The sequence below is a fragment of the Ruegeria sp. N4 genome (genome assembly GCF_056531425.1).
This window is the reverse complement of sequence record NZ_JBQFLT010000014.1, coordinates 95,266-118,126: the sequence shown is the minus strand read 5'-3', so window position 1 is coordinate 118,126 and position 22,861 is coordinate 95,266. Positions and strand designations below refer to the sequence as shown.

Sequence of the window (22,861 nt, the reverse complement as noted above, 5' to 3'; positions counted from 1 at the left end):
TGCTCCGATTGAGCAAAACAAAAGACGTGCGAAGAAGAATGGCGCCTGAACACCACCCTTTACGGGGCAAGTGTCCCGGCTTTAGCCGAACCAGATCCCGTAATACATTCGCATTCCTCCATCCATGTGACAGGCGCACGTAACCACAAACCCGTTGGTTTGTCATCCCCTTTTGAGACTTCCCGTCAGCCGGTCAGCAAATCCTCGCGGGTCAGGGTGAAGCCCGACGCGATCCAGCGCGCCTCAAGCTCGGCCAGTTTTTGGCCCAACGCGGGGCCGGTGAAATCGGGGATCAGATCTGCCGCCTTGATCGGAAAGCGTGCGGCTGCGCCGCTGTGCAACTGTGTCCTCAGGTCCTCGGACCATGGTTCTTCCAGAAACGCGCAGCGCAACAGGGTTTCGTGCAGGCCGCCCTCATCCCCGTATCGATAGCCCAGTTCAGCCACGCTGGTCGGTGCCTGTGCTTCTTCCCGCATTCGGGTCAACCGTTGCAATTGAGACCGGCTGAGGCGCAGGGTCGCGGCGTCTTCGGGCGAGGCTATGGCGGCAAGGCGGCGCACTGGCTCGGGTTCGGCCCCTGCGGCCTGTTCAATCGCCACTAGCGGCGCAAGCGCACGGTCATTGGCACCGGGCAAAAGACGCGCCAGAACGCCAGTGCTGCGCATCGCGGCAACTGACGGGGCTGGATCGGGCGCAGCCAGCAGTTTCAGCAACTCGGCCCCGACGCGTTCGCGGGACAGGGTGGACAGCCCGTCCAGATTGCCCGCGATCGCCGCCAAGGCATCCGCATCGAACCCGGCCTCGGCATCGCCATACCAGGCGTGAAACCGGAAATACCGCAGCGAGCGCAGGTAATCCTCGCGGATACGGTTTTGGGCGGTTCCGATGAAGTGCACGCGGCGTGCCTCAAGATCGGGCAGGCCCGAAAGCGGGTCTAACACGGTGCCATCGGGCCGGGCATAGATCGCGTTCATGGTGAAATCGCGCCGCGCTGCGTCTTCCTCGACCTTCTCGGAAAAGGCGACAACGGCCCGGCGACCATCGGTTTCAACATCGCGGCGAAAGGTGGTGATCTCATGCGGGATGTGATCGCAGACCACGGTGACTGTACCATGGTCAATCCCGGTCGGAATCGCCTTGAGGCCTGCGGCCTGTGCCAGATCAACCACCCGGTTCGGCAGCGCATCGGTCGCAATGTCGATATCCGAGACCGGCGCGCCCAGCAGGGCATTGCGCACGCAGCCCCCGACAAACAGGGCCTGCGCCCCGCCTTTGGTCAGGGCCGCGCAAACCCTCTGAGTTGCTGGATCTGAAACCCAGGCCGCGCTGATCTGCTTCATTCACTCACCCGTGCTGCCAACCCGCGCAATATGCGGGCGGTCGCGCCCCAGATGTAATAGGGGCCATAGGGCACGGCGTAATACCTGCGCCGCTGACCCCGCCATCTGCGCGACTCGATCACATAATTCGCAGGGTCCAGCACATGTGCAAGCGGAACCGAGAAAACCTCGTCGACTTCGCCGGGTTCGGGCACGGGGTCAAACCCCTGCCGGACGATGGCAACCACCGGGGTCATCGAAAACGAAGTCACGGTTTCATGGTCAGGCAAAAACCCGATCACTTCGGGCAGATCGGGCGGCAGGCCGATTTCCTCGCGCGCCTCGCGCAAGGCTGCGGCGGTGATGTCCACATCCCCTTCATCCTGCTTGCCACCCGGAAAGGCGATCTGACCGGGATGGTGTTTCAGGGCGGATGATCGTTTGGTCAGAATCAGATGCGGTTCATCGCCGGTCAGCAGGATCGGCACCAACACCCCCGCCGGACGCAATTTGCGCCCGGGCGGAAGCACGGTTTCCGGGTTCAGGTCAAAATCGCTGGACCCGTAACCCGGACGACGCAAGGCCGCAGCAATGCGGGCGGTAAGGTCATGCACCGCTGGCGTCTTCTGCATCAAATCCAACCGTTGCGGGATCGAGCACATAGTGGGCCCCGCAGAACTGACAATCGGCTGTCACCTGTCCTTCGGGCGTGGTCATCTTTTCGATGTCCTTGGCCGAATAGATCGACAGGCTTTGGCGCACACGTTCCTCGGAGCAGGTACAGCCAAACTGCACCGCCTGCGCGTCATAGACGCGCGGCCCTTCCTCGTGGAACAGGCGAACCAAAAGGTCGGTGGGCGCGACCGAAGGGCCGATCATCTCAAGATCTTCGACCGTATCCAGCAGGATGTTGACACGGCCCCAGTTCTCGCCCTCTTCGCCATCAACCAGATCATTTGCGGTCAGGATCTCGCCGGTACCCTCGCCCGAGGCCGCAAAGGGCGAGGCTTTGGGCATGTGCTGCAACATGATACCGCCCGCGCGCCAATGTTCGCCCACACCCGGCTCGGTCGATTTGCCGAAGCTGAGCGAGAAGCGGGTCGGCAACTGTTCTGACTGGGCAAAATACGCTTCAGCGCAGGCGCTGATCGAGCCTCCGGCCAGCGGGGTGATGCCCTGATAGGGCTGGGTGCCTTCGCCCTGATCGATCATGATCGCAAAATACCCCTCACCCACCTGATCGAAGGGGGCGGAATCTGTCAGGCGATCCCGGTCGAAACTGGCATAGGCCCGGATGCGGGCCGGTTCGCCCTCGACCTTCGGTGCATAATAATCCGTGGCGATCATCCGCACCGCGCCCTTGGATTGCACCTGCAAGGACAGTTTCCAGCGCAGCGAAACGGTCTGGCCGATCAACGCGGTCAGCAGGGCCATCTCGGCCACCAAAGCCTCAACCTGTTCGGGGTAGTCATGCTGCTTCAGGATGCCGTCCAGCACGCCATCCAGACGGGCCACGCGCCCGCGCATATCCGATACATCGAGTTGAAAGGGCAGGACGGTATCGTCCCACGCGATTTTTGTTCCAAGAGACATGGGGTTTCCTTACACGCCAAGGGTTGGCATACCGGCACCATATAGGTCGCAGAGATTGGGTTGTAAGGGGCCATACATGATCAGACGGTTTGGCGAAACCCCCGAACCCGGGCGCAGATACACCCAAAGGGTTGGTGTTTACGCTTTGCTGCCGCGCGGCAGAAGCCTGCTGCTGACCTGCCAGACCGAACCGGGCCCGGATCTGCAACTGCCCGGTGGCGGGATCGACCCAGGCGAATCGCCTGTTACCGCGCTGCATCGCGAGGTTTATGAGGAAACAGGTTGGCGCATCGCCAAACCGGAACGCGTGGGGGCATTTCGCCGGTTCACCTATATGCCGGAATATGACCTGTGGGCCGAGAAGGTCTGCCTGATCTATCGTGCGCGCCCGGTCCGCCGTATGGGTCCACCTACCGAAGATATTCACGAGGCGCTTTGGATGGACACCGCGGATGCGGTCGAACTGCTGGGCAATGACGGTGATCGCCACTTTGCCAGCCTGCATCTTGGTCGCCTTTAGGGGCCGTTATACTCGAAATACACCGCCGACACGTCATCGCACATGCCACCATCAGGGGACATGAGTTGCGTCAGGCGCCAGAACATATCGTCCAGAAATTCGGACCCGCCGCGCCCGGTGGCGCAGTCCAGGGCCATGTCGCGCAAACCCTCCTCTTCCAGCAATCCGCCCTCTGCCAGATGGCATTCGGTGAACCCATCGGAATACAGCAATAGCCGATCCCCCGGATGCAGTTGGGTTTCGATCTGCTGAAACGACACGTCCGAGATCAACCCGATCGGCAACCCCCCTTCGCCCAGAAACTCGGTGCTGCCATCCTTGCGCAAAACCAAAGGATGCGGGTGCCCGGCCTGTACCAGCTTCATATGCCCGTTGCGCAGATCGACGATGGCGTAAACCATCGTGAAGTACTCCTCGATACCGGCATCCGCCATCAACCGCATATTCAGCATCCCGGCCACCTCATCCGGCGGCAACAGGGCGTAGAATTTATCGAAACGACGCTCCATCGCCACGTTCTGATCGAAATGCTTGCTGGACAGATAGCCACCCAGCCGCGCCGTCATCATGGCCGAGGTGATGCCATGGCCCGACACGTCAATGCTGTAGAAACCCAGCCGGTTTGGACCGGGTGAGAACATGCCCACCAGATCACCACCAATATGACCGCAGGGTTTCAACAACAGACTGACGCGGGATTTGCCGAATGTCTGCGTCAGTTCAGGCACCAGCGATTCCTGAATCTTGCGGGCCTGCATCAGGTCCTTGTCGATAGCGTCATGGGCCAGCTTCAACTCGTCCAAGGCGGATTCGATCAGCCGGTTCTTTTCGGACAATTCGCGCTGCATATCCAGAATTCGCGCCCCTGCCGATATACGGGCGCGCAGTTCATCGGCCTCAAGCGGTTTGATCAGGAAATCATCGGCCCCGGCATCAAGGCCGCGCGCGACCTCCTGCTTTTCGCTTTTTGAGGTCAACAGGATGAAATAGCTGTAATGCTCGGCCTCAAGCGCGCGGAAGGCGCGGCAGAACTCCAGCCCGCTCATCCCCGGCATGACCCAATCGCTGAGCACAAGATCGGGCACGGACCGGGCGCATAACTCGATAGCGGCTTCGCCAGTGTCGGCCTCAAGCACCTCGAAGCCCCATTTCTTGAGCGAGGCAACCAGAATCCGACGTTGCAGGCGGCTGTCATCCACAACCAGCACCTTTCGGATCGCGCCGAAATCCAGATCCGATCTGGTTTCCTCAAGATTTGCCGCTGGCACTCTGCAACCCCATGCTGTTCCTCTGACCGGGACAGAGTGACCGTATCGCCCGGGGGTTTAACATCAGGTGAAGGCCCTCGGGCCCCTCGGAGTTTAACCCGACATTTACCCGTACCGAGCTACCAAGGGTCAGCCCAATCCGATGCAGGAGGATGACAATGATCCACTGGCCCCGAGTCAGACAGTTGCGGGACGAGGTCGGCGCGGATGAGTTTGACGAGGTTATCCAGATCTTTCTGGATGAAGTGCAAGAGGTCATCGCCCGCCTGCACGCCGATACCCGGCGGCTTGAGCTGGAACAGAACCTGCATTTCCTGAAAGGCAGCGCGCTGAGCCTTGGGTTCGACCAGTTCTCAAGACTCTGTCAGGATGGTGAGCGGCGCGCCGCAGCCGGTCATGCGGCCGAGGTGGATCTGTCCGAAATCCTGACCGTCTATGACGCATCCAAATCGGTGTTTCAGGCGGATCTGGCCCAGAACCTGACCTAGATCACAAACTGCGCCAGGGTCTCATCCTCGGTGATGTCAGTATAGGTGAACCCGGCCTCATCAAGGTGCGCAAACAGGCGCATGAAATTCTCGGGCTTGCGGGTTTCGATGCCGATCAGGACCGAGCCGAAATTGCGGGCCGATTTCTTCATGTATTCGAATCGGGCGATGTCATCTTCGGGGCCGAGGATGTTCAGGAACTCTTTCAACGCGCCGGGACGCTGCGGCAGGCGCAGGATAAAGTATTTTTTGACCCCGGAATAGCGCTGAGCCCGCTCCTTGACCTCGGGCAGGCGTTCAAAGTCGAAATTACCACCTGAGGTAACGCAGACCACCGTCTTGCCCCGGACAAAGCTTTGCACATCGCCCACCGCCTCAACCGCCAGCGCCCCGGCGGGTTCCAGAACGATGCCTTCGACATTCAGCATTTCGATCATGGTGGCGCATATGCGATCCTCGGACATCACCAGAACATCCGACAAATGGCGAGAGCGCAGCAGGTCAAAGGGTTTCGCGCCGATCCGGCCAACGGCGGCCCCGTCGACGAACGTATCCACCTGATCCAGTGACACCGGATGCCCCGCCGCCAAAGCCGCGCGCAGGCACGCCCCGCCCGCAGGCTCGACAAACAGGCAATGCGTGCGATCGCCGAACCACGTTGCTACGCCCGCCGACATACCGCCGCCGCCCACCGGCAACAGCAGATGATCGGGTACATCACCAAGCTGTTGCTCGATCTCGACCGCCAATGAGGCCTGCCCTTCGATCACGTCTTCATCATCAAAGGGCGACAGGAAATGCCCGCCCTTTTGCGCGCACCAGGCCTGCGCGGCGGCCAGAGTGTCATCGAAATAGTCGCCGGTCAGATGAATCTCGATATTGTCCCCGCCAAAGATGCGAGTCTTCTGGATCTTCTGCTGCGGGGTTGTCACCGGCATGAAGATCACGCCTTTGACGTCCAGATGCTTGCACATGAAGGCCACGCCCTGCGCGTGATTGCCGGCGCTGGCGCAGACGAACAGGTCCTGCCCCTGCTGCTTGCGCATGGCATTGAACGCGCCGCGAATCTTGTAAGACCGCACCGGGCTGAGGTCTTCGCGCTTGAGCCAGATATCGGCGCCATAACGGTCAGACAGATGCGCATTCCGCTGCAACGGCGTTGCAGGGAAAACAGTGCGCATCGCCTGTTCGGCAGCGCGGGCGCGGGTCATGAAATCACTCATGACCGTTTCACTGACCCATCCCGACTAAAAGGGCAAGGAATACATATGTGTACGCGGGTCAGGAAAGCTCGCGCTTTTCGACGAAAACACCGTACATCGTGGTCAGGATGCTGACATTGACAAGGTAGAGGATCAACGTGACTGCAAAAACAACCAGCGCTCCGACAATCGAAACACCCATCAATGGCGCTGTGATGAGGTTCACCGCACCCTGAATAAGCCCGGACACGATCAGCAAAACAAAGATCGCGCCCTCGGCACCTCGGGTCGCGTCCCATGCCTGTTTGAACGTCAGGGGCTGACCAATCGCGGCAGCTGGCAGCAACACGACCAGCCGGTACAGGCAGACGATTACGCCCAGCGCCCCAAGACCCAGCACAACAATGCCCGACGACTGAGACATCGAAGAGGCAATGCCAGAGGCAATCGCGACTGGTATCAACAGGATAACGGCGGCAAGACCCAACAAAAACCCGTGGCCGACATAGGACAACACGCGATCAACCCGGAACTGCGGAATCCATCCCGTCGGGTATTCGGCCAGCAATACAAATCGGTGCCATTCGACAACGATCCAGCATGCCGTAATCAGCATGCCAATCCAGATCACGATCAGGACTAGGAAGATCGTTGCATTCCCTGATGAGAACAGATCGTTTTCCGGTCCCCCGGGGGACATCATCCTTTGCAAAATACTCGCCGCGACAAACACGACAATTGCACCGCCAAACCAGAGTGCAACAGGAACGAGACCGATCTGCAAGGCCTGCCTGAAATTGCCCAAAACCATCCGCACCGAATGCACAAATATCTTCCAGCCCAACATCCGAAAACCGCGCCTCTCAACCAATTCTTGTTCTCTATCGCCTCGTTTCACCCTAATTCCCGGACGTGGTCAACGCACATAACTTGCCCCCGCGTTCAAAACCCGTTAGGGGCCAATCGTCTTACGAATAAGGGGAAGTCAGATGTCCGCGCCCAAGAAAGTTGTTCTGGCCTATTCCGGTGGCCTTGATACCTCGATCATCCTGAAATGGCTGCAGACCGAATATGGCTGTGAGGTCGTCACCTTCACCGCCGATCTGGGTCAGGGCGAGGAACTGGAACCCGCCCGTCAAAAGGCTGAACTGCTGGGGATCAAGCCCGAAAACATCTATATCGAAGACATCCGCGAAGAATTCGTCCGTGACTTTGTCTTCCCTATGTTCCGCGCCAATGCGCAGTACGAAGGGCTGTACCTGCTGGGCACTTCGATCGCGCGGCCGCTGATCTCGAAACGTCTGGTCGAGATTGCTAAAGCGACCGGTGCCGATGCCGTTGCCCATGGCGCGACCGGCAAGGGCAACGATCAGGTGCGGTTCGAGCTGGCGGCTTACGCGCTGAACCCCGACATCAAGGTGATCGCGCCGTGGCGCGAATGGGACCTGACCAGCCGCACCAAGCTGCTGGAGTTTGCCGAACAGAACCAGATCCCGATTGCCAAGGACAAACGCGGTGAAGCTCCGTTCTCGGTCGATGCCAACCTGCTGCACACCTCATCCGAGGGTAAGGTTCTGGAAGACCCCGCCGATATGGCACCCGATTACGTCTATCAGCGCACCGTCCACCCCGAGGACGCACCCGATCAGCCCGAGTTCATCGAGATCGGCTTTGAAAAAGGTGACGCGGTCAGCATCAATGGCGAGGCGATGAGCCCCGCGACCATCCTGACCAAGCTGAACGAATATGGCGGCAAGCACGGCATCGGACGTCTCGATCTGGTCGAAGGCCGTTTTGTGGGCATGAAATCGCGCGGTATCTATGAAACCCCCGGCGGCACCATCCTGCTGGAGGCGCATCGCGGCATTGAATCCATCACCATGGACCGCGGCGCGATGCATCTGAAAGACCAGTTGATGCCGCAATATGCGGAACTGATCTATAACGGCTTCTGGTACAGCCCCGAACGGGAAATGCTACAGGCCGCCATCGACAAATCGCAAGAACATGTCACCGGCACCGTCCGCGTGAAGCTGTACAAAGGTCTGGCCTCGACCGTGGGCCGCTGGTCGGATCATTCGCTCTATTCCGAGGCGCATGTGACCTTTGAGGAAGACGCCGGTGCCTATGACCAGACCGATGCGGCAGGCTTTATCCAGCTGAACGCGCTGCGCCTGAAACTGCTGGCGGCGCGGGACAAGCGCCTGGCGAAGTAACCGCCGCTACAGACTGAACCTACGACCCCGGCGACCCTTGAGGATGCCGGGGTTTTCTTTATCCGATCAACGCTCTGTCAGTTCCCGCCACGTCAGGCTTGCCTGACCTCCGGGTTTGTCCTTACGCAAAGTTCAACTTGGAAAGGACAGATCATGCTGCAAGAGATTGCCGACGGAATTCAAAAAGGCCTGAACGGCAAAAGCTTTGATGGCTCGCTCAAATTCGATTGCGGCGACGATGGGGTGATCGTTCTGGCCGACAATACCGCCAGCACTCAGGATCGCGACACCGATTGCACGATCCGGATTTCCAAAGACAATCTGGGCAAACTGCTGACCGGCAAGCTGAACCCGATGACCGGCGTTGCGCTGGGGAAACTCAAGATCTCGGGCAATATGGGCGTTGCTATGAAGCTGGGGCAGTTGCTGGGCTGAGGTCAGCCCACCTCCGGCTAGTCGTCGCCTTTGTAATACCCGATCACATCGTTCTCGGTCGTGGCCCCCAGCCCGTTCAGCAACCGGTTGGAATAGTTGAAATACGCGCAGACCTGATTGACCTCAAGGATTTCGCCATCCTCGCACCCGGCGATTTTCAGCGCCTCGAAATCCGATTTCACCATCTTTCCCACATCCGTAGTCAGCTTGGCCGCATAGCGCAGCAAGGCCAGTTCCTTGCCATCAAACTCATCCTCGGGCCGATGCGCCTTGAGCGCGACAAAAATCCGGTCGCTGCGCGGCTGATCCTTCAGCAGATTGCGCACATTCATGAAGTGATGCGTCAGCGAATAGGTGCAATCGTTCAGGATCGAGGTATAGCTGGCCACCACCTCAAGAAACCAGAACGGCAGCTTGTTGTCCTGTGAATGCAGGACCGACCGATACAGCGTGACGTGCCCGTTCATCGTCTCGGGCCGCAGCGAATGCACCCGCATCACGGTGTCGACGGTGCCGTGCGGCGTCCGCGCCTTGTCCAACAGCTCTTTCAGGCGACCTTCGGCTTGTTCATCGGGGATCATGTCGATCCAGGCGCTCATCTGGGGTTCTCCTGCGGTTGATTGCCGGTGTTTTTGGGAGTGTCAGTAAAAGTTTTTACTGGCAAGAGATTTTTGATTATAACAAAATCGTGAACAGACCAGCGAGTCTTGGGATCATTCTTGGTAAGGGGCACACGGAATGCACCGGTCTGATTTATTTTCAGGCGCTGAAAACCTGTTGCTGCGATGCGGTGGCCTGTCCCGGGGGGATCGCCTGCTTGTTCTGTGCGAAGACCCCGGAAACGCCTATTACGATGAAGAGATCGGACAGGCCATTCTGGACTGCGCCCGCACCCTGCAGATCGACACATCGGTACAAACAGTGCCTTTTGACCCGATTGAAGTCAAACTGTCCGATCAATTGATTGCCGATATGAAGGCTGCGGATCGAACGCTGTTCCTGTCCCGCACCGGCGACCAGATCAGGTTTGATACGGGCTTGTCGGGCATTCAGCCCATCATGTCCTATGCGTTGGACGCGCAGATGCTGGCCTCGGGCTTTGGCCGGGCGAACTATACCGGGTTTGTTGCGCTGAAAAACGCGGTGAACGCTGTTATGGCCGGGGCCGAGCGCATCCGCGTCACCTGCCCCTTGGGTACGGATTTCAGCGGACCGGGCGCCGCATATCCAAAGCAAGGCGCCGCGGATGTCAGCGTGGCGCGCTTTCCGATGTCCGTTTTTGCGCCCGTCCCGGCCCAGGGCTTTTCCGGCATTGTGATGCAGGATGGATTTCTTGTGGGGACTGGGTCGAAATTCTATCAGCCTTATGGCTGCGACCTGAGAGAGCCATTGGCGGTTCACTTTGACAGCGGGCGTTTGACCGGGTTTTCCGGTCATGACATGGACGTTCACTGCGCACAGATGCATTATCAGAAGGTGGGGCAGATGTTTGATCTGGACCCGATGACCATGCACTCGTGGCATGCTGGCATTCATCCGGGATGCGCCTATACCGCGCCTGCTTTCGAGAATTTCGAACGGTGGAGCGGGTCGGCTTTTGGCAACCCCCGCCTGTTGCATTTTCACACCTGCGGGCATTACGCACCGGGTGAGATTTCGCTGAACGTACTGGATCCGACGATTGCCGTGGATGGTGTGGCGATCTGGGACAATGGTATTTTCAGGCCCGAGCTGATCCCCGGCGGGCAGGCAGTTCTGGACGAATACCCCTGTATCAGAGCCGTTTTTGACGCGCCCGAACAGCGGGTCGGTCAGGGCGCAAATGGCCGGTTGTCAGCCCACTGATTCGGACGCGATCATCTTCGCCACCCGCGACCGGAACCGCATCGCGCCCGCATCCAGCCCAAGGTTGATATAGCCGGATTTGCGCTGCGCCATACCGGTCTGGACGTATTCCAGCACCTCTTTGTCCTCGTTGAACGCCATAACCGCGCCGTCGAACATCCGCTGGGACATAGCCGCGTCATCGGCATGCATGTTGCGATGCTGGAACCAGAAATAGCGTGCGCTTTCGTGATCCACCGGCGTGATGAAGTTGTAAGAGATATTGATGAACGCATTGTCCGAGATGGGACGATCCGCCCCGCCCTCACCCACCGGCGTATAGACGGACATGTTGATCGCGGTCGATGGCAGGCGGCATTCGTAATGCTGCTTGCGGTCGCAGGTTGGGCCAAAGGGCAGGATCGGCGCATAGTATGGCGGTGCAGGTTCGTCCGCGATCCAGCGTGAGACGATGACGCCGCTTTCGGTCTCTTCCAGATCAAGGGGCCGGTTGTCGGTTCCGGCCCCGGCAAATGAAGTCAGATGCACCCAGGCCACATGGCTGGGGTCCAGCAGATTGTCGATGATGTACAGGTAGTGGCACGCCATCTCCATCGCGCCGGTCTGGGTTTTGCCCCAGCTTGGGTTGTCGAAATTCGGGATGTCGATGATGTCATCCGGATTGGCCTGCGCCGGATCACCCATCCATAGCCACAGGAACCCCCAGCGATCCTCGGCCGGGTAGGAATGCACAGCGGCGCGGCGCGGGGGGTTGTCCAACTGCGTTGGCGCGATCACACATTCGCCGCTGCAATCGAAGGTCAGCCCGTGATAGCCGCAAACAACATGATCGCCCTTGATCGTTCCGCGCGACAGGGGCAGTTTGCGGTGCGGACAGGCATCTTCCAGCGCTATGGCCGCGCCTTTGGTGTCGCGGTAGATCACGATCTCTTCGTTCAGCATCCGCACCGGGCTGAGGTCGCGACCGAAATCCCCGCTGCGCCCTGCGACATACCAGCAGTTTCGGATAAAGCCCTCGGCTCCGGCCAGATCAGGACGCATGGGGGTTACTCCGAAAACACATCAAAGGCTTTCAGGGCCTTGGCGCTGTATCCGAAGGATGGGCCTCCACCCATATAGGTTGCCATGGCGAGCGCCTCGCACAACTCCTCGCGCGTGGCACCAAGGCGGACGAGCGATTTCACGTGAAACCCGATGCAGCTGTCGCATTTTGTGGCAACGGCAATGCCCAGCGCGACAAATTCCTTGGTCTTCTCGCTTAGCGCCCCATCGGCCTTGGCGGCCTTTCCCATGATGCCAAAACCGCGCACGGTTTCGGGCACTTCTTTCGAGAAGGTGCCGATATTGGCCTCGGTCTCGGCCATGAAGTCTTTCCAGTCCATTTTTAATCTCCGTCTTAACCGCGTTCATCCGCGCCCATGCGGCGTTCCAGCCAGCGCACACCGGCGCTGATGATCAGAACCAGGATCAGGTATTCGAAAATCAGCAATGTGTAGATTTCCAGCGGGCGGTATTCCGTCACCACCAGCTCGTTCGCGCGGCGGGTCAGTTCCTGCATGCCGATGACGCTGGCAAAGGCGCTCATCTTGACGATGTAGATGAACTGATTTGCCAACGGGGGCAGAATGCGCCGGATCGCCTGCGGCAGGATCACGTAGCGCATGGTTTGCACATAGTTCAGCCCGATGGTCTGCGCCGCTTCGCGCTGACCGCGTGCTATGGATTGAATGCCCGCGCGGTAAATTTCAGCCGTAAAGGCGCTGTCCGAGATCGCCAGAGTGATGATTGCACCCCAAAACGGATCGATTGGGATGTTCATGCCCATCGACTGGAACACAATCGGCAGGCCGTAGAACACCCAAAACAGCATGGGCAGCAGCGGAATGGCGCGAATAAACTCAACATAGACCCTGTTCAGCAACCGCCAGCCGCGTTTTTCGGACAGACCAGGCAAGGCGACCAACAAGCCGATCACAATCGACAGGACGGCGGCGATCAGAGAGATCTGTATCGTCGCCCCCATGCCCGAAATCAGGAATTTCACATTGGTCCAGCCCGTATCCGTCGTGGGGTCGATCACGTACCAGCCCCAGGTCTGGGACGAGGAACAGCCGGTCAGAGCCAAAAGCGGGATCAGAAGAAGGAGCGTTTTTTTCATCATACCCACTCAGTGCTGCAAAATCTGGCTCAGGAACTTCCGGCACCGATCCGAGGTGGGATTGGTGAAGAAATGTTCCGGCTTGCCCTGTTCCACGATCTCGCCCGCATCCATGAAGATCATGTTGTCGGCGACCTTGCGGGCAAAGCCCATCTCATGGGTGACAACAACCATGGTCATGCCTTCATTCGCCAGTTCGACCATCACATCGAGCACCTCGGCAATCATTTCCGGATCGAGGGCCGAGGTCGGCTCGTCAAACAACAGAACCCGAGGCTCCATGCAAAGGGACCGGGCAATCGCCACGCGCTGTTGCTGGCCGCCAGACAGTTGGATCGGGCGTTTGTCGGCCTGATCGGGGATATGCACCCGCTCAAGGTAATGGCGCGCGCGGTCTTCGGCGTCTTTCCGGCTCAGGCCCCGCGCCTTGATCGGGCCCAGCGTCAAGTTTTCCAGAACGGTCAGATGCGGGAACAGGTTGAACTGCTGAAACACCATGCCAACCTCGGACCGGATCGTGGCCACGGATTTGGCATCGTCCTTCAGTTCGACCCCATCGATGCGGATGATGCCTTTCTGGTGCTTCTCCAACTGATTTATACAGCGCACAACGGTGGATTTGCCCGACCCCGAAGGCCCGCAGATCACCACCTTTTCGCCACTGTTGACCGTTAGATTGATGTCCTTGAGAACGTGAAACGTATCGAACCACTTGTTCACATCAACAAGCTCGATGGCGGCGTCTGGCATTGGCTGACCTGCCCTTATTTTATTCACAGTGGAATATTTTCTTGAGGTTATCTTCCCCTTCGCGCTTAAATCAAGGAACAATATGGCAGCAAGACCCAACCGCCACCAACGGGAGAAATAAATGAACACGATTTGGAAAGCTGCGGCAGCCGCAGCGCTTGGACTGGTATTGTCGGGCGCGGCACATGCACAATCGGCCCTGAACGAAGTGCTGGATTCGGGCGTTCTGAAAGTCGGCACAACCGGCGACTGGAACCCGATGTCCCTGCGCGATCCGGCGACGAATAGCTACAAGGGCTATGACATCGACATCATGAACGAACTGGCCACCGATCTGGGGGTCGAGGTCGAATATGTCCCGACCGACTGGAAAACCCTGGTCAACGGTGTGGTTGCGGGCAAGTACCACCTGACCGGCTCGGCCTCGATCTCGCCGCCGCGCATGAAGGTTGCCGGGTTTTCGGACAGCTATATCGCGGTCGAGTTGTTTCCCTACACCACCAAGGACAAGGCCGACAAATTCGACGGCTACGACTCGATCAACCAACCCGACGTGACGGTTGCCACCACATTGGGCACCACCTTTGAAAAGCGTGTGCGTGAATGGTTCCCGAATGCGGAAATCAAGGTTGTCGAAGCGCCAGCCCGTGGCTTTCAGGAGGTTATCGCCGGACGGGCGGACGTGTTCATCACATCGAACATCGAAGGCTCGACCCTTGAAGACAAATTCCCGGTTGTCCGCGTGAAGAACGCGGGCCCCCGTTCGCCCTCGCCCATCGCGATGATCCTGCCGCAGGACGATCAGGTCTGGATCAATTACGTTAACAACTGGATCGAGGTGAAGGAGGCGCAGGGCTTCTTCGAAGAAAACAGAAAAAAATGGGGTCTCTGACCTGACCAGCGCCCGGCCAACCGCCGGGCGTTTTCAATTTCCGCTGGGTACGGCCTTGGCCACAACAGTGATGAAACTGACCTTGTCCGTCTTCAGCTCAACCGGCCCATGCGCTGCGTTTGAATCAAAGCTTAAGGAGTCGCCGGGGCGCATATGATAGGTTTCATCCCCGCAGCCATAGACCATCTCACCATCGGTGACGTGGATGAACTCGATCCCCTGATGTTGATATGACGGTCGCGGCCCCAGAGGCGAATCCAGCGTTACGCTGAAGCTTTCGAAACTGACATGCTTGGCCTCGGCGCGGCCGATCAGCTTGTAGCTATGACCGTATCCACTGCCCAGCCGCTGCACCGTCACACCCTCGCCCGCCGCAACAAAGGACACGTCGGACCGTTCGACCGTTGCGGCAAAGAAATTGATCAGGGGGACACCGATCCCGTTTGCCAGCGCTTCCAGCGTTCCAAGCGAGGCCGAGACCTGTCCGCGCTCGATCTTGGATATCATCGCGGTCGAGACCCCGGACTGACCCGACAACTCGGCCAGCGTCAGACCTGCAAGCATACGATGGGTTTTGACGGCCAGCCCGATCACATGATCAAGCGGCGGCTTCTGGGTTTCAATGGTACGTGGCTGTTCCATGCGCTCAGCGTATCGGCGTGTTGCCAAAAGGAAAAGCGATAGTCAGGCTGTAACCATGAAACTGGATCATATGACATGGTATGAGGTCGAGGCACGGATCAAGGCCGGGGCCGCAATCCTGCTGCCCGTAGGATCGACCGAGCAGCATGGGCCGATGGGCCGGATCGGAACCGACACGATCTGCGCCGAAGCGATAGCGCTGGCCGCAGCCAAGCGGTGCGACGCCATCGTGGCTCCGGCGCTGGCCTACACCCCGGCCCCGTTCAACACGGCCTTTCCCGGTACGGTCTCCCTGTCAGAGCCGATTTTTCAAACCATGGCGAGCGAGGTCATCTCGGGCCTGCTGGCGCAAGGGTTTACCGGTGTTTTTGTTGTGAATGGTCACGGCGCCAATCTGGCACCGTTGAACCGCATCGCTGACGCCCTGCCCGCAGGTCGGATTCAAATTGTCAGCTGGTGGGAGCCGCCCAGCGTCAACGCCCTGCGCCAGAACCTTTATGGCGCGTGGGAGGGGATGCACGCCACCCCGTCCGAGATCGCGATCACGCAAAGCCAGTTGGGGGCTCTGCCAGCGGGATTGGCCGCCGATCCCCCCGTGAAACTCAGCCCTGATTACATCCGCGCCCATAGCGGCGACCGTCACGGCCCACCCGAAGAACACCGGGCCGCCTTCCCGGATGGCCGCGTCGGATCCCATTCCGCGCTGGCCACGCCCGAGGATGGCGCGCGCCTGCTGGACACCGCCGCACAGGCGATCGCAGAACAGTTTGCAGCGTTTCAGGATCTGGCGAGACAGGTTCGTTAGGCTGCGGATAAACTCGTCTCACCAGCGCGTGACAATCGATGTCAGGCGATTGCAACGGGTCGGTTCTCGGGCCACTTTCAGTCTCGGAAGGAGACCTGCCATGACCCGAACTGCCTATCTCGAATTTGTGAAACCTGCCCTGCTGCTGACGTTTTTGGCTCTGGCCGCGATGCTGCGGGCCCTGCCCGCTCAGGCAGCAGGCACCGAGACACTGACCGTTGCAGGCGGGTGCTTTTGGTGCGTCGAATCCGATTTCGAATCCGTTCCCGGCGTTGTGGGCGCGGTGTCGGGCTATACCGGTGGCAAATCGGCCAACCCAACCTACGATCAGGTCTCAAAAGGCGGTACAGGCCATTACGAAGCGGTTCAGATCACCTTCGATCCTGCCCGGGTTTCCCGTGAAACGCTTTTGAACATGTTCTTCCGCTCGGTCGATCCCACCGATGCGGGCGGTCAGTTCTGCGACCGGGGTGACAGCTATCGCACCGCCATTTTCGTCTCTAACTCAGGCGAAAAGGCACAGGCGGAAAAGGCCAAGGCACAGGCGCAGGCCGCATTGGGTCAGACGGTGGTGACGCCAGTCTTGCAGGAATCCACCTTTTACCCGGCCGAGGCTTACCATCAGGATTATTACAAGGGCGAAAAACTGGTCTTCACGCGCTTTGGTCCGAAACGTCAGAAGAACGCCTATAAGGCCTATCGCAATGCCTGCGGTCGGGATGCGCGTGTGAAACAGCTTTGGGGCACGGACGCGCCCTTTGCCGGGTCTTAATCGAAAGACGCGTCGCGCACTTCGCGCAGATCAGGAATGACATCCGCCGTACCGTGCCGCGTGACCATCAGGGCCGCGGCACGATTTGCTTGCAGGATCGCCTGTTCCATCGGCATCCCCCGGTCCATTCCGGCCAGAACATAGCCGGTGAACGTATCACCCGCCCCGGTCGTATCCACCGCCTCAACTTTATGTGCTGCGAATTCGACCGGATCGCAGCCCTGTTGCAAGTAGCGCGCGCCTTTTGCGCCCAGCGTCACGATCACGTGGCGCACCGGCAGATCCGCTGCGTCCAATCCGGTTTCCTGCCGCAATTGCTCGGCTTCGACCTCGTTCAAGATCAGGAAATCCAGATACGGCAGGATATCCTTCACCGCCTGCGCCTGAAACGGAGCCGCCGCGTAGCAGACAGTCAGGCCAAGCTCATGCCCAATTCGCGCCGCTTCGACCTGCGCGTTGGTTTCGTTCTGTAGAACCAGAAGGTCGCCGGTATTGGCTGACGCCAGAGCCTGCCCAACAGGACCGGCTTCAAGCGCGTGATTGGCACCGGGATAGAGCACGATCAGGTTCTCGCCCTGCGCATCGACAGCTATGATCGCGTGGCCCGTGGGTACATCAACCTCGGCAATGAACCGCGTATCGACGCCATATTCAGTCAGCCGATCCTTCGCCCAGCGCCCATCCGGTCCGACGGCACCAATATGGCTGACACGCGACCCGGCCCGCGCACCCGCGACCGACATATTGGCCCCTTTACCGCCCAGAAACCGCTCCAGCCCGCTGGCCGCCAATGTTTCCCCCGGTGCGGGCAGATGCGGCAGGGCATAGACCATATCCGCATTGATCGAGCCAAGGTTCCAGATCGTCATGGCTTACCCAATATCGCAGGAGGCCAGGATGGCCATGTTCAGAATGTCATTCGCGGTCGAGACGGTCGAGCAGATCTGGATCGGTTTATCGACACCTGAGAGGATCGGGCCAATTACGGTGGCCCCGCCCATTTCCTGCATCAGTTTGGTTGAGATCGAGGCCGAGTGCCGTGCCGGTACGATCAGGATATTCGCCGGCCCGGTCAGACGCTGGAACGGATAGCTGGCCTGTTGATCGACGTTCAGCGCCACATCCACGGTCATCTCTCCCTCGTATTCGAAATCAACACCGCGCTGATCCAAAACCGCTGGCGCGCGGTGCATCTTTTCCGCGCGTTCTGATACCGGGTAACCGAAAGTCGAGAAGCTGACAAAGGCCACCCGAGGCTCCAGTCCCATATGGCGGGCAACAGCCGCAGCCCGTTCGGCGATGTTCGCCAGATCATTCTCATCGGGCCATTCATGCACCAGCATGTCGCCGATCAGCACAATCCGGCCCTTGTGCAGCAGAGCACTGACCCCGGCAGCCCCATGCGCGGCGTCGGCATCAAAAACATGGTTGATCCGATCCAGCACATGCGCCGATTTCCGCGTCGCCCCGGTGACCAGACCATCGGCATGACCATGGGCCAGCATCAGGGACGAAAACACATGCCGGTCGCGCGCGGCCAAACGGTGAATGTCCTTGCTGTCAAAGCCCTTGCGCTGCAATCGTTGGTAGAGGAAGTCCTTGTAGGTATCCAAATGCGTGGTGTTGGCCGCGTTGACCACCTCCAACTCACGCACGGCATCGCCAAGACCAGCGGCTTCCAGCTTTTCCTTCACATCATCCTGACGGCCTACGACCATGGCCTTGCCGAAGCCCGAGCGCTGATACATCACCGCCGCGCGCAACACGCGGGGATCGTCTCCCTCGGCAAAGACCATCCGGCTTTGCGCCGCACGGGCACGAGCATTTAGTCCGCGCAGGATGCTGGCGGTCGGGTCCATGCGGGATTTCAGGCTCAGCTCATACGCGTCCATGTCGATGATCGGACGCCGCGCTGCGCCGGTGTCCATTCCGGCCTTGGCAACAGCGGGCGGGATACGGTGGATCAGACGCGGATCGAACGGCGTCGGGATGATGTAATCGCGGCCAAAGGTCAGCGATTTACCATAGGCCATGGCGACTTCATCCGGCACATCTTCGCGCGCCAAACGGGCCAAAGCGTGGGCGCAGGCGATCTTCATCTCATCATTTATGGCCCGAGCATGAATATCCAAAGCGCCCCGGAACAGATACGGGAAGCCCAACACGTTGTTGACTTGGTTCGGATAGTCGCTGCGCCCGGTGGCGACGATAGCATCCACGCGCACCTCATGGGCCTCTTCCGGCGTGATCTCGGGGTCCGGGTTCGCCATGGCAAAAATCACCGGATTGTCGGCCATGCTGGCGACCATGTCCTGCGTCACTGCGCCTTTGACTGACACACCCAGAAACACGTCAGCGCCCTTCATTGCCTCTTCCAACGTGCGCAGATCGGTCGAGATCGCATGGGCCGACTTCCACTGGTTCATGCCCTCGGTCCGACCTTGATAGATCACACCCTTGGTGTCACAGACGATGCAGTTCTCGTGCTTTGCACCCATCGCCTTGAGCAGTTCGATACAGGCAATCCCCGCAGCGCCTGCCCCGTTCAGGACGATCTTCACATCCTCAATCTTCTTGCCCGAGATATGCAGCGCATTCAGCAGACCCGCCGCACAGATCACCGCCGTACCGTGCTGGTCGTCGTGGAAGACGGGGATATCCATCTCTTCCTTCAGGCGCTGCTCGATGATGAAACATTCGGGCGCCTTGATGTCTTCCAGATTGATGCCGCCAAATGTCGGCCCCATTAGCTTGACCGCGCGGCAGAACTCATCTGGGTCCTCGGTGTCCAGTTCGATATCGATCGAGTTCACGTCAGCAAACCGTTTGAACAGGACGGATTTGCCCTCCATCACCGGTTTGGAGCCCAGCGCGCCAAGATTACCCAGACCCAATACGGCAGTGCCGTTCGAGATCACGGCGACCAGATTGCCCTTGTTGGTATAGTCATACGCCGTCTCGGGCGCTTCGGCGATGGCTTCGCAGGGAACCGCCACGCCGGGGCTGTAGGCCAGCGACAGATCGCGCTGGGTGGTCATGGGAACGGTGGCCTGCACCTCCCACTTGCCGGGGGTGGGGTCCAGGTGAAAGGCCAGCGCCTCTTCTTTGGTGATCTTCGCTTTGGGCATTTTAAACGTCGGTTCCATGACTTCGGGGCTGACGCCTCATAGCGCAGGCGGGGCTGCGCCTCAACGGGAATACGTTTTCACCTTTCGTCGCGGGGGCCGCGTTTGTAAGGTCGCGCCCGGAATACGCCAGAAGGGGGCCGCTTTTGTCCACAGTCACGCCGATGATGGCGCAATATCTCGAGATCAAAGAGGCCCATGCCGATGCCCTGCTGTTTTATCGCATGGGCGATTTCTACGAGATGTTCTTTGAGGATGCAGTGAATGCCGCCGAGGCGCTGGATATCGCCCTGACCAAACGGGGCAAGCACAACGGCACCGATATTCCCATGTGCGGCGTGCCTGTTCATGCCGCCGAGGGCTATCTGCTGACCCTGATCCGCAAGGGGTTCCGCGTGGCTGTCTGCGAACAGATGGAGAGCCCGGCTGAGGCGAAGAAAAGAGGCTCTAAATCAGTGGTAAAGCGCGATGTCGTGCGTCTGGTGACGCCCGGCACCCTGACCGAGGACGCGCTGCTTGAGGCCCGCCGCCACAACTTTCTGGCCGCTTATGCCGAGGTCCGGGATGAGGCCGCTTTGGCCTGGGCCGACATTTCCACCGGTGCGTTTCACGTGATGCCTTTGACGTCCATACGCCTCAGCCCCGAACTGGCCCGGCTTGCCCCGTCCGAGTTGATCGTGGCAGACGGGTCGGAACAGCCTCTGCAGGAATCCGTCCGCGATCTGGGCATTTCACTCACTCCCATCGGGCGCGCCAGTTTCGACAGCACCGCGGCAGAAAAACGCATCTGCGGGTTGTTTCACGTGGGCGCTTTGGACGCCTTCGGCACCTTCGGGCGTGCCGAGATTTCGGCCATGGGCGCTTTGATCGACTATCTGGAGATCACGCAAAAGGGCAAACTGCCCCTGTTGCAAACGCCGCTCAAGGAATCCGAAGACCGCGTTGTGCAGATCGACGCGGCGACGCGGCGCAATCTGGAACTGACCCGATCTTTGTCCGGCGGACGCGCCGGATCGCTGCTGTCGGTGGTCGACCGCACAGTCACACCGGGCGGCGCGCGGCTGCTGGAACAGCGCCTCTCCAGCCCCTCGCGCAATCTCGACGTCATCCACGCCCGTCTGGACGCGGTGAGCTTCGCCACCGAAGACAGCCTGACCGCCTCGGACCTGCGCGAGGCGTTGCGCAAAACCCCCGATCTGGACCGCGCCCTGTCGCGGCTTTCGCTGGAACGCGGTGGCCCCCGCGATCTCGCCGCCATCCGCAACGGTCTGGCGCAGGCGGCGACCATCGCCGAACTCTGCGCCCCGCAAGACCTACCCGTCCTTCTGGCCACCGCCGTGCAGAACCTGACCGGTTTCGACGACCTGCTGACCCTGCTGGACGACGCCCTTGTCGCCGAACCGCCCCTGCTGGCCCGCGACGGTGGCTTCATCGCCCCCGGTTTCGACAGCGAGTTGGACGAGGCCCGCACCCTGCGCGACGAAGGCCGATCCGTCATTGCAGGGTTTCAGCAGAAATACGCGGAACATACCGGCATCACATCGCTGAAGATCAAACACAACAACGTGCTTGGCTATTTCATCGAAACCACGGCAACCCATGCCGAAAAGATGCTGAACCCGCCGTTCTCCGAGACCTATATCCACCGCCAGACCACCGCCAATCAGGTGCGGTTCACCACCGTTGAACTGTCCGAGATCGAAACCCGCATCCTGAATGCGGGTAATCTGGCGCTGGAGATTGAAAAAAGGCTCTATCAAAGGATTTCTGGTGAGATTCTGGCCAAAGCTGCGCATCTGAATCAAGCCGCCCGAGGGCTGGCCGAACTCGATCTGACCACCGCGCTGGCCGATCTGGCACGCGGCGAAAACTGGTGCTGCCCGCAGGTCGACACCTCGCGCGCCTTCGACGTTCAGGGCGGTCGCCACCCGGTTGTCGAACACGCCCTGCGCCAGCAAGGTGGCGATGCCTTCATCGCCAATGACTGCGACCTCAGCGCCGACAAGGGTGCCGCCATCTGGCTGCTGACCGGCCCCAACATGGCGGGTAAATCAACCTTCCTGCGCCAGAACGCCCTGATCGCCTTATTGGCGCAAATGGGCAGCTACGTCCCGGCAGAGAAGGCCCATATCGGCCTCGTCAGCCAGTTGTTCAGCCGTGTCGGCGCATCCGACGATCTGGCACGGGGCCGCTCGACCTTCATGGTGGAAATGGTAGAAACCGCCGCCATCCTGAACCAGGCCGACGACCGCGCGCTGGTGATCCTCGACGAGATTGGCCGCGGCACCGCCACTTATGACGGGTTGTCGATCGCCTGGGCCACATTGGAACATCTTCACGCGGCCAACCAATGCCGCGCGCTCTTTGCGACCCACTACCACGAACTCACCGCGCTGGCCGGAAAACTGGAAGGCGTCGACAACGCCACCGTCGCGGTCAAGGAATGGGAAGGCGAGGTGATCTTCCTGCACGAGGTCCACAAAGGCGCCGCCGACCGGTCCTACGGCGTGCAGGTCGCCCAGCTTGCAGGCCTGCCCGCCTCGGTGGTGGATCGCGCCCGTATCGTACTGGACCAGCTGGAAAAAACCGAACGCGAAGGCGGCAAGCAAAAGGCCCTGATCGATGACCTGCCCCTGTTCTCCGCCGCGCCGCCCCCGCCGCCGCCAGCCCCCAAGGCTTCCCCTGTCACCGACATGCTGGCGGATATTCTGCCGGACGAGCTTACCCCGCGCGAGGCCCTCGACCTGATCTACAAACTGAAAGAGGCGGCCAAATCCTGACCGCCCCTTCTTCTGTTCAAAAATACCTCCGCCGGAGGCTTGGCCTCGCAG

23 protein-coding genes are annotated in these 22,861 nt (G+C 59.8%); 9 read left to right on the top strand and 14 right to left on the bottom strand.

What is annotated here, in order from left to right; translation table 11 throughout:
- Window positions 1-185 precede the first annotated feature (185 nt).
- Genes ACR0LW_RS18720 through hslO form a run of 3 tightly spaced genes read right to left on the bottom strand, consistent with a single transcriptional unit; the run spans window position 186 to window position 2,912 of the window.
- Window positions 186-1,340, bottom strand: a complete 1,155-nt coding sequence (locus ACR0LW_RS18720) for a CCA tRNA nucleotidyltransferase (protein WP_480883898.1) — start codon at window positions 1,338-1,340, stop codon at window positions 186-188.
- Complete coding sequence (locus ACR0LW_RS18715) at window positions 1,337-1,951, bottom strand: CoA pyrophosphatase (protein WP_480583312.1); 615 nt, start codon at window positions 1,949-1,951, stop codon at window positions 1,337-1,339. Before ACR0LW_RS18715 ends, ACR0LW_RS18720 begins: the two co-directional genes overlap by 4 nt.
- Complete coding sequence (gene hslO, locus ACR0LW_RS18710; protein WP_170520939.1) at window positions 1,926-2,912, bottom strand: Hsp33 family molecular chaperone HslO; 987 nt, start codon at window positions 2,910-2,912, stop codon at window positions 1,926-1,928. The genes ACR0LW_RS18715 and hslO overlap by 26 nt, the downstream gene beginning before the upstream one ends.
- A gap of 76 nt (window positions 2,913-2,988) precedes the next feature.
- On the opposite strand from hslO, the gene ACR0LW_RS18705 reads away from it, so the two are divergent.
- Window positions 2,989-3,432 (top strand): NUDIX hydrolase, encoded by a 444-nt coding sequence (locus ACR0LW_RS18705; protein ID WP_480883896.1) that lies wholly within the window; start codon window positions 2,989-2,991, stop codon window positions 3,430-3,432.
- On the opposite strand, the gene ACR0LW_RS18700 is transcribed toward ACR0LW_RS18705, so the two are convergent.
- Complete coding sequence (locus ACR0LW_RS18700) at window positions 3,429-4,700, bottom strand: SpoIIE family protein phosphatase (RefSeq protein WP_170520937.1); 1,272 nt, start codon at window positions 4,698-4,700, stop codon at window positions 3,429-3,431. The genes ACR0LW_RS18705 and ACR0LW_RS18700 overlap by 4 nt on opposite strands.
- Before the next feature lie 158 nt (window positions 4,701-4,858).
- Between ACR0LW_RS18700 and ACR0LW_RS18695 the strand changes: the two genes are divergently transcribed.
- The gene (locus ACR0LW_RS18695) at window positions 4,859-5,188 is read left to right on the top strand and encodes an Hpt domain-containing protein (protein ID WP_480883894.1); all 330 of its coding nucleotides are present in this window, start codon (window positions 4,859-4,861) and stop codon (window positions 5,186-5,188) included.
- On the opposite strand, the gene ilvA is transcribed toward ACR0LW_RS18695, so the two are convergent.
- Together ilvA and ACR0LW_RS18685 are read right to left on the bottom strand one after the other, a co-directional pair.
- A complete protein-coding gene (ilvA, locus tag ACR0LW_RS18690) occupies window positions 5,185-6,411 on the bottom strand; it encodes a threonine ammonia-lyase IlvA (RefSeq protein WP_480872942.1) in 1,227 nt (408 codons plus the stop codon). The genes ACR0LW_RS18695 and ilvA overlap by 4 nt on opposite strands.
- A 58-nt stretch (window positions 6,412-6,469) precedes the next feature.
- Window positions 6,470-7,090 carry a threonine dehydratase gene (locus ACR0LW_RS18685; RefSeq protein WP_480883892.1) on the bottom strand — a complete coding sequence of 207 codons (621 nt, stop codon included), beginning with the start codon at window positions 7,088-7,090 and terminating at the stop codon, window positions 6,470-6,472.
- 289 nt (window positions 7,091-7,379) lie between these two features.
- Between ACR0LW_RS18685 and ACR0LW_RS18680 the strand changes: the two genes are divergently transcribed.
- A complete protein-coding gene (locus ACR0LW_RS18680) occupies window positions 7,380-8,606 on the top strand; it encodes an argininosuccinate synthase (RefSeq protein ID WP_170520929.1) in 1,227 nt (408 codons plus the stop codon).
- Between the two features lie 153 nt (window positions 8,607-8,759).
- Entirely contained in the window at window positions 8,760-9,041 is a 282-nt protein-coding gene (locus ACR0LW_RS18675; RefSeq protein ID WP_170520927.1) for an SCP2 sterol-binding domain-containing protein, read from the top strand.
- Window positions 9,042-9,058: 17 nt separating this feature from the next.
- On the opposite strand, the gene ACR0LW_RS18670 is transcribed toward ACR0LW_RS18675, so the two are convergent.
- Window positions 9,059-9,640: a peroxidase-related enzyme gene (locus tag ACR0LW_RS18670; RefSeq protein ID WP_170631544.1), complete on the bottom strand. Its 582-nt coding sequence runs from the start codon at window positions 9,638-9,640 to the stop codon at window positions 9,059-9,061.
- A 139-nt stretch (window positions 9,641-9,779) separates the two neighbouring features.
- Between ACR0LW_RS18670 and ACR0LW_RS18665 the strand changes: the two genes are divergently transcribed.
- Window positions 9,780-10,886, top strand: a complete 1,107-nt coding sequence (locus tag ACR0LW_RS18665; protein WP_480883889.1) for a hypothetical protein — start codon at window positions 9,780-9,782, stop codon at window positions 10,884-10,886.
- On the opposite strand, the gene ACR0LW_RS18660 is transcribed toward ACR0LW_RS18665, so the two are convergent.
- From ACR0LW_RS18660 to ACR0LW_RS18645, 4 genes are read right to left on the bottom strand one after another with little or no spacing between them, the layout of a single operon-like run.
- Complete coding sequence (locus ACR0LW_RS18660) at window positions 10,875-11,927, bottom strand: aromatic ring-hydroxylating dioxygenase subunit alpha (protein ID WP_480883887.1); 1,053 nt, start codon at window positions 11,925-11,927, stop codon at window positions 10,875-10,877. The genes ACR0LW_RS18665 and ACR0LW_RS18660 overlap by 12 nt on opposite strands.
- A 5-nt stretch (window positions 11,928-11,932) precedes the next feature.
- Window positions 11,933-12,268, bottom strand: a complete 336-nt coding sequence (locus ACR0LW_RS18655; protein WP_170453370.1) for a carboxymuconolactone decarboxylase family protein — start codon at window positions 12,266-12,268, stop codon at window positions 11,933-11,935.
- Window positions 12,269-12,282: 14 nt separating this feature from the next.
- Window positions 12,283-13,044: an amino acid ABC transporter permease gene (locus ACR0LW_RS18650; RefSeq protein ID WP_170520919.1), complete on the bottom strand. Its 762-nt coding sequence runs from the start codon at window positions 13,042-13,044 to the stop codon at window positions 12,283-12,285.
- A 9-nt stretch (window positions 13,045-13,053) separates the two neighbouring features.
- Window positions 13,054-13,794: an amino acid ABC transporter ATP-binding protein gene (locus ACR0LW_RS18645; RefSeq protein WP_480883884.1), complete on the bottom strand. Its 741-nt coding sequence runs from the start codon at window positions 13,792-13,794 to the stop codon at window positions 13,054-13,056.
- A gap of 121 nt (window positions 13,795-13,915) precedes the next feature.
- Between ACR0LW_RS18645 and ACR0LW_RS18640 the strand changes: the two genes are divergently transcribed.
- Window positions 13,916-14,686: a transporter substrate-binding domain-containing protein gene (locus ACR0LW_RS18640; RefSeq protein WP_480883882.1), complete on the top strand. Its 771-nt coding sequence runs from the start codon at window positions 13,916-13,918 to the stop codon at window positions 14,684-14,686.
- A 33-nt stretch (window positions 14,687-14,719) separates the two neighbouring features.
- On the opposite strand, the gene ACR0LW_RS18635 is transcribed toward ACR0LW_RS18640, so the two are convergent.
- Window positions 14,720-15,328, bottom strand: a complete 609-nt coding sequence (locus ACR0LW_RS18635) for a helix-turn-helix domain-containing protein (protein WP_480883880.1) — start codon at window positions 15,326-15,328, stop codon at window positions 14,720-14,722.
- A gap of 55 nt (window positions 15,329-15,383) precedes the next feature.
- Between ACR0LW_RS18635 and ACR0LW_RS18630 the strand changes: the two genes are divergently transcribed.
- Both ACR0LW_RS18630 and msrA read left to right on the top strand, forming a co-directional pair.
- Window positions 15,384-16,133, top strand: coding sequence for a creatininase family protein (locus ACR0LW_RS18630; protein WP_480883878.1), 750 nt, complete (start codon window positions 15,384-15,386; stop codon window positions 16,131-16,133).
- A gap of 100 nt (window positions 16,134-16,233) precedes the next feature.
- On the top strand, window positions 16,234-16,905 hold the full coding sequence (msrA, locus tag ACR0LW_RS18625; protein WP_480883876.1) for a peptide-methionine (S)-S-oxide reductase MsrA: 672 nt from the start codon (window positions 16,234-16,236) through the stop codon (window positions 16,903-16,905).
- Here msrA and ACR0LW_RS18620 read toward each other — a convergent pair.
- Together ACR0LW_RS18620 and ACR0LW_RS18615 are read right to left on the bottom strand one after the other, a co-directional pair.
- On the bottom strand, window positions 16,902-17,774 hold the full coding sequence (locus ACR0LW_RS18620) for a ribokinase (protein ID WP_480583289.1): 873 nt from the start codon (window positions 17,772-17,774) through the stop codon (window positions 16,902-16,904). The two genes, msrA and ACR0LW_RS18620, sit on opposite strands and share 4 nt — an antisense overlap.
- Before the next feature lie 3 nt (window positions 17,775-17,777).
- Window positions 17,778-20,033 carry an NADP-dependent malic enzyme gene (locus ACR0LW_RS18615; protein ID WP_480883929.1) on the bottom strand — a complete coding sequence of 752 codons (2,256 nt, stop codon included), beginning with the start codon at window positions 20,031-20,033 and terminating at the stop codon, window positions 17,778-17,780.
- 161 nt (window positions 20,034-20,194) lie between these two features.
- On the opposite strand from ACR0LW_RS18615, the gene mutS reads away from it, so the two are divergent.
- Window positions 20,195-22,810: a DNA mismatch repair protein MutS gene (gene mutS / locus ACR0LW_RS18610; protein ID WP_170453689.1), complete on the top strand. Its 2,616-nt coding sequence runs from the start codon at window positions 20,195-20,197 to the stop codon at window positions 22,808-22,810.
- Window positions 22,811-22,861 lie beyond the last annotated feature (51 nt).

Bases quoted from the DNA above. Each gene is read 5' to 3' on its own strand.
- ACR0LW_RS18675 (WP_170520927.1), top strand. From the start codon at position 8,760: ATGCTGCAAGAGATTGCCGACGGAATTCAAAAAGGCCTGAACGGCAAA.
- ACR0LW_RS18650 (WP_170520919.1), bottom strand. From the start codon at position 13,044: ATGAAAAAAACGCTCCTTCTTCTGATCCCGCTTTTGGCTCTGACCGGC.
- ACR0LW_RS18620 (WP_480583289.1), bottom strand. From the start codon at position 17,774: ATGACGATCTGGAACCTTGGCTCGATCAATGCGGATATGGTCTATGCC.
- ACR0LW_RS18665 (WP_480883889.1), top strand. From the start codon at position 9,780: ATGCACCGGTCTGATTTATTTTCAGGCGCTGAAAACCTGTTGCTGCGA.
- ACR0LW_RS18645 (WP_480883884.1), bottom strand. From the start codon at position 13,794: ATGCCAGACGCCGCCATCGAGCTTGTTGATGTGAACAAGTGGTTCGAT.
- msrA (WP_480883876.1), top strand. From the start codon at position 16,234: ATGACCCGAACTGCCTATCTCGAATTTGTGAAACCTGCCCTGCTGCTG.
- ACR0LW_RS18670 (WP_170631544.1), bottom strand. From the start codon at position 9,640: ATGAGCGCCTGGATCGACATGATCCCCGATGAACAAGCCGAAGGTCGC.
- ACR0LW_RS18640 (WP_480883882.1), top strand. From the start codon at position 13,916: ATGAACACGATTTGGAAAGCTGCGGCAGCCGCAGCGCTTGGACTGGTA.
- ilvA (WP_480872942.1), bottom strand. From the start codon at position 6,411: ATGAGTGATTTCATGACCCGCGCCCGCGCTGCCGAACAGGCGATGCGC.
- mutS (WP_170453689.1), top strand. From the start codon at position 20,195: ATGATGGCGCAATATCTCGAGATCAAAGAGGCCCATGCCGATGCCCTG.
- ACR0LW_RS18680 (WP_170520929.1), top strand. From the start codon at position 7,380: ATGTCCGCGCCCAAGAAAGTTGTTCTGGCCTATTCCGGTGGCCTTGAT.
- ACR0LW_RS18695 (WP_480883894.1), top strand. From the start codon at position 4,859: ATGATCCACTGGCCCCGAGTCAGACAGTTGCGGGACGAGGTCGGCGCG.
- ACR0LW_RS18660 (WP_480883887.1), bottom strand. From the start codon at position 11,927: ATGCGTCCTGATCTGGCCGGAGCCGAGGGCTTTATCCGAAACTGCTGG.
- ACR0LW_RS18705 (WP_480883896.1), top strand. From the start codon at position 2,989: ATGATCAGACGGTTTGGCGAAACCCCCGAACCCGGGCGCAGATACACC.
- hslO (WP_170520939.1), bottom strand. From the start codon at position 2,912: ATGTCTCTTGGAACAAAAATCGCGTGGGACGATACCGTCCTGCCCTTT.
- ACR0LW_RS18615 (WP_480883929.1), bottom strand. From the start codon at position 20,033: ATGCCCAAAGCGAAGATCACCAAAGAAGAGGCGCTGGCCTTTCACCTG.
- ACR0LW_RS18720 (WP_480883898.1), bottom strand. From the start codon at position 1,340: ATGAAGCAGATCAGCGCGGCCTGGGTTTCAGATCCAGCAACTCAGAGG.
- ACR0LW_RS18685 (WP_480883892.1), bottom strand. From the start codon at position 7,090: ATGTCCCCCGGGGGACCGGAAAACGATCTGTTCTCATCAGGGAATGCA.
- ACR0LW_RS18655 (WP_170453370.1), bottom strand. From the start codon at position 12,268: ATGGACTGGAAAGACTTCATGGCCGAGACCGAGGCCAATATCGGCACC.
- ACR0LW_RS18630 (WP_480883878.1), top strand. From the start codon at position 15,384: ATGAAACTGGATCATATGACATGGTATGAGGTCGAGGCACGGATCAAG.
- ACR0LW_RS18715 (WP_480583312.1), bottom strand. From the start codon at position 1,951: ATGCAGAAGACGCCAGCGGTGCATGACCTTACCGCCCGCATTGCTGCG.
- ACR0LW_RS18635 (WP_480883880.1), bottom strand. From the start codon at position 15,328: ATGGAACAGCCACGTACCATTGAAACCCAGAAGCCGCCGCTTGATCAT.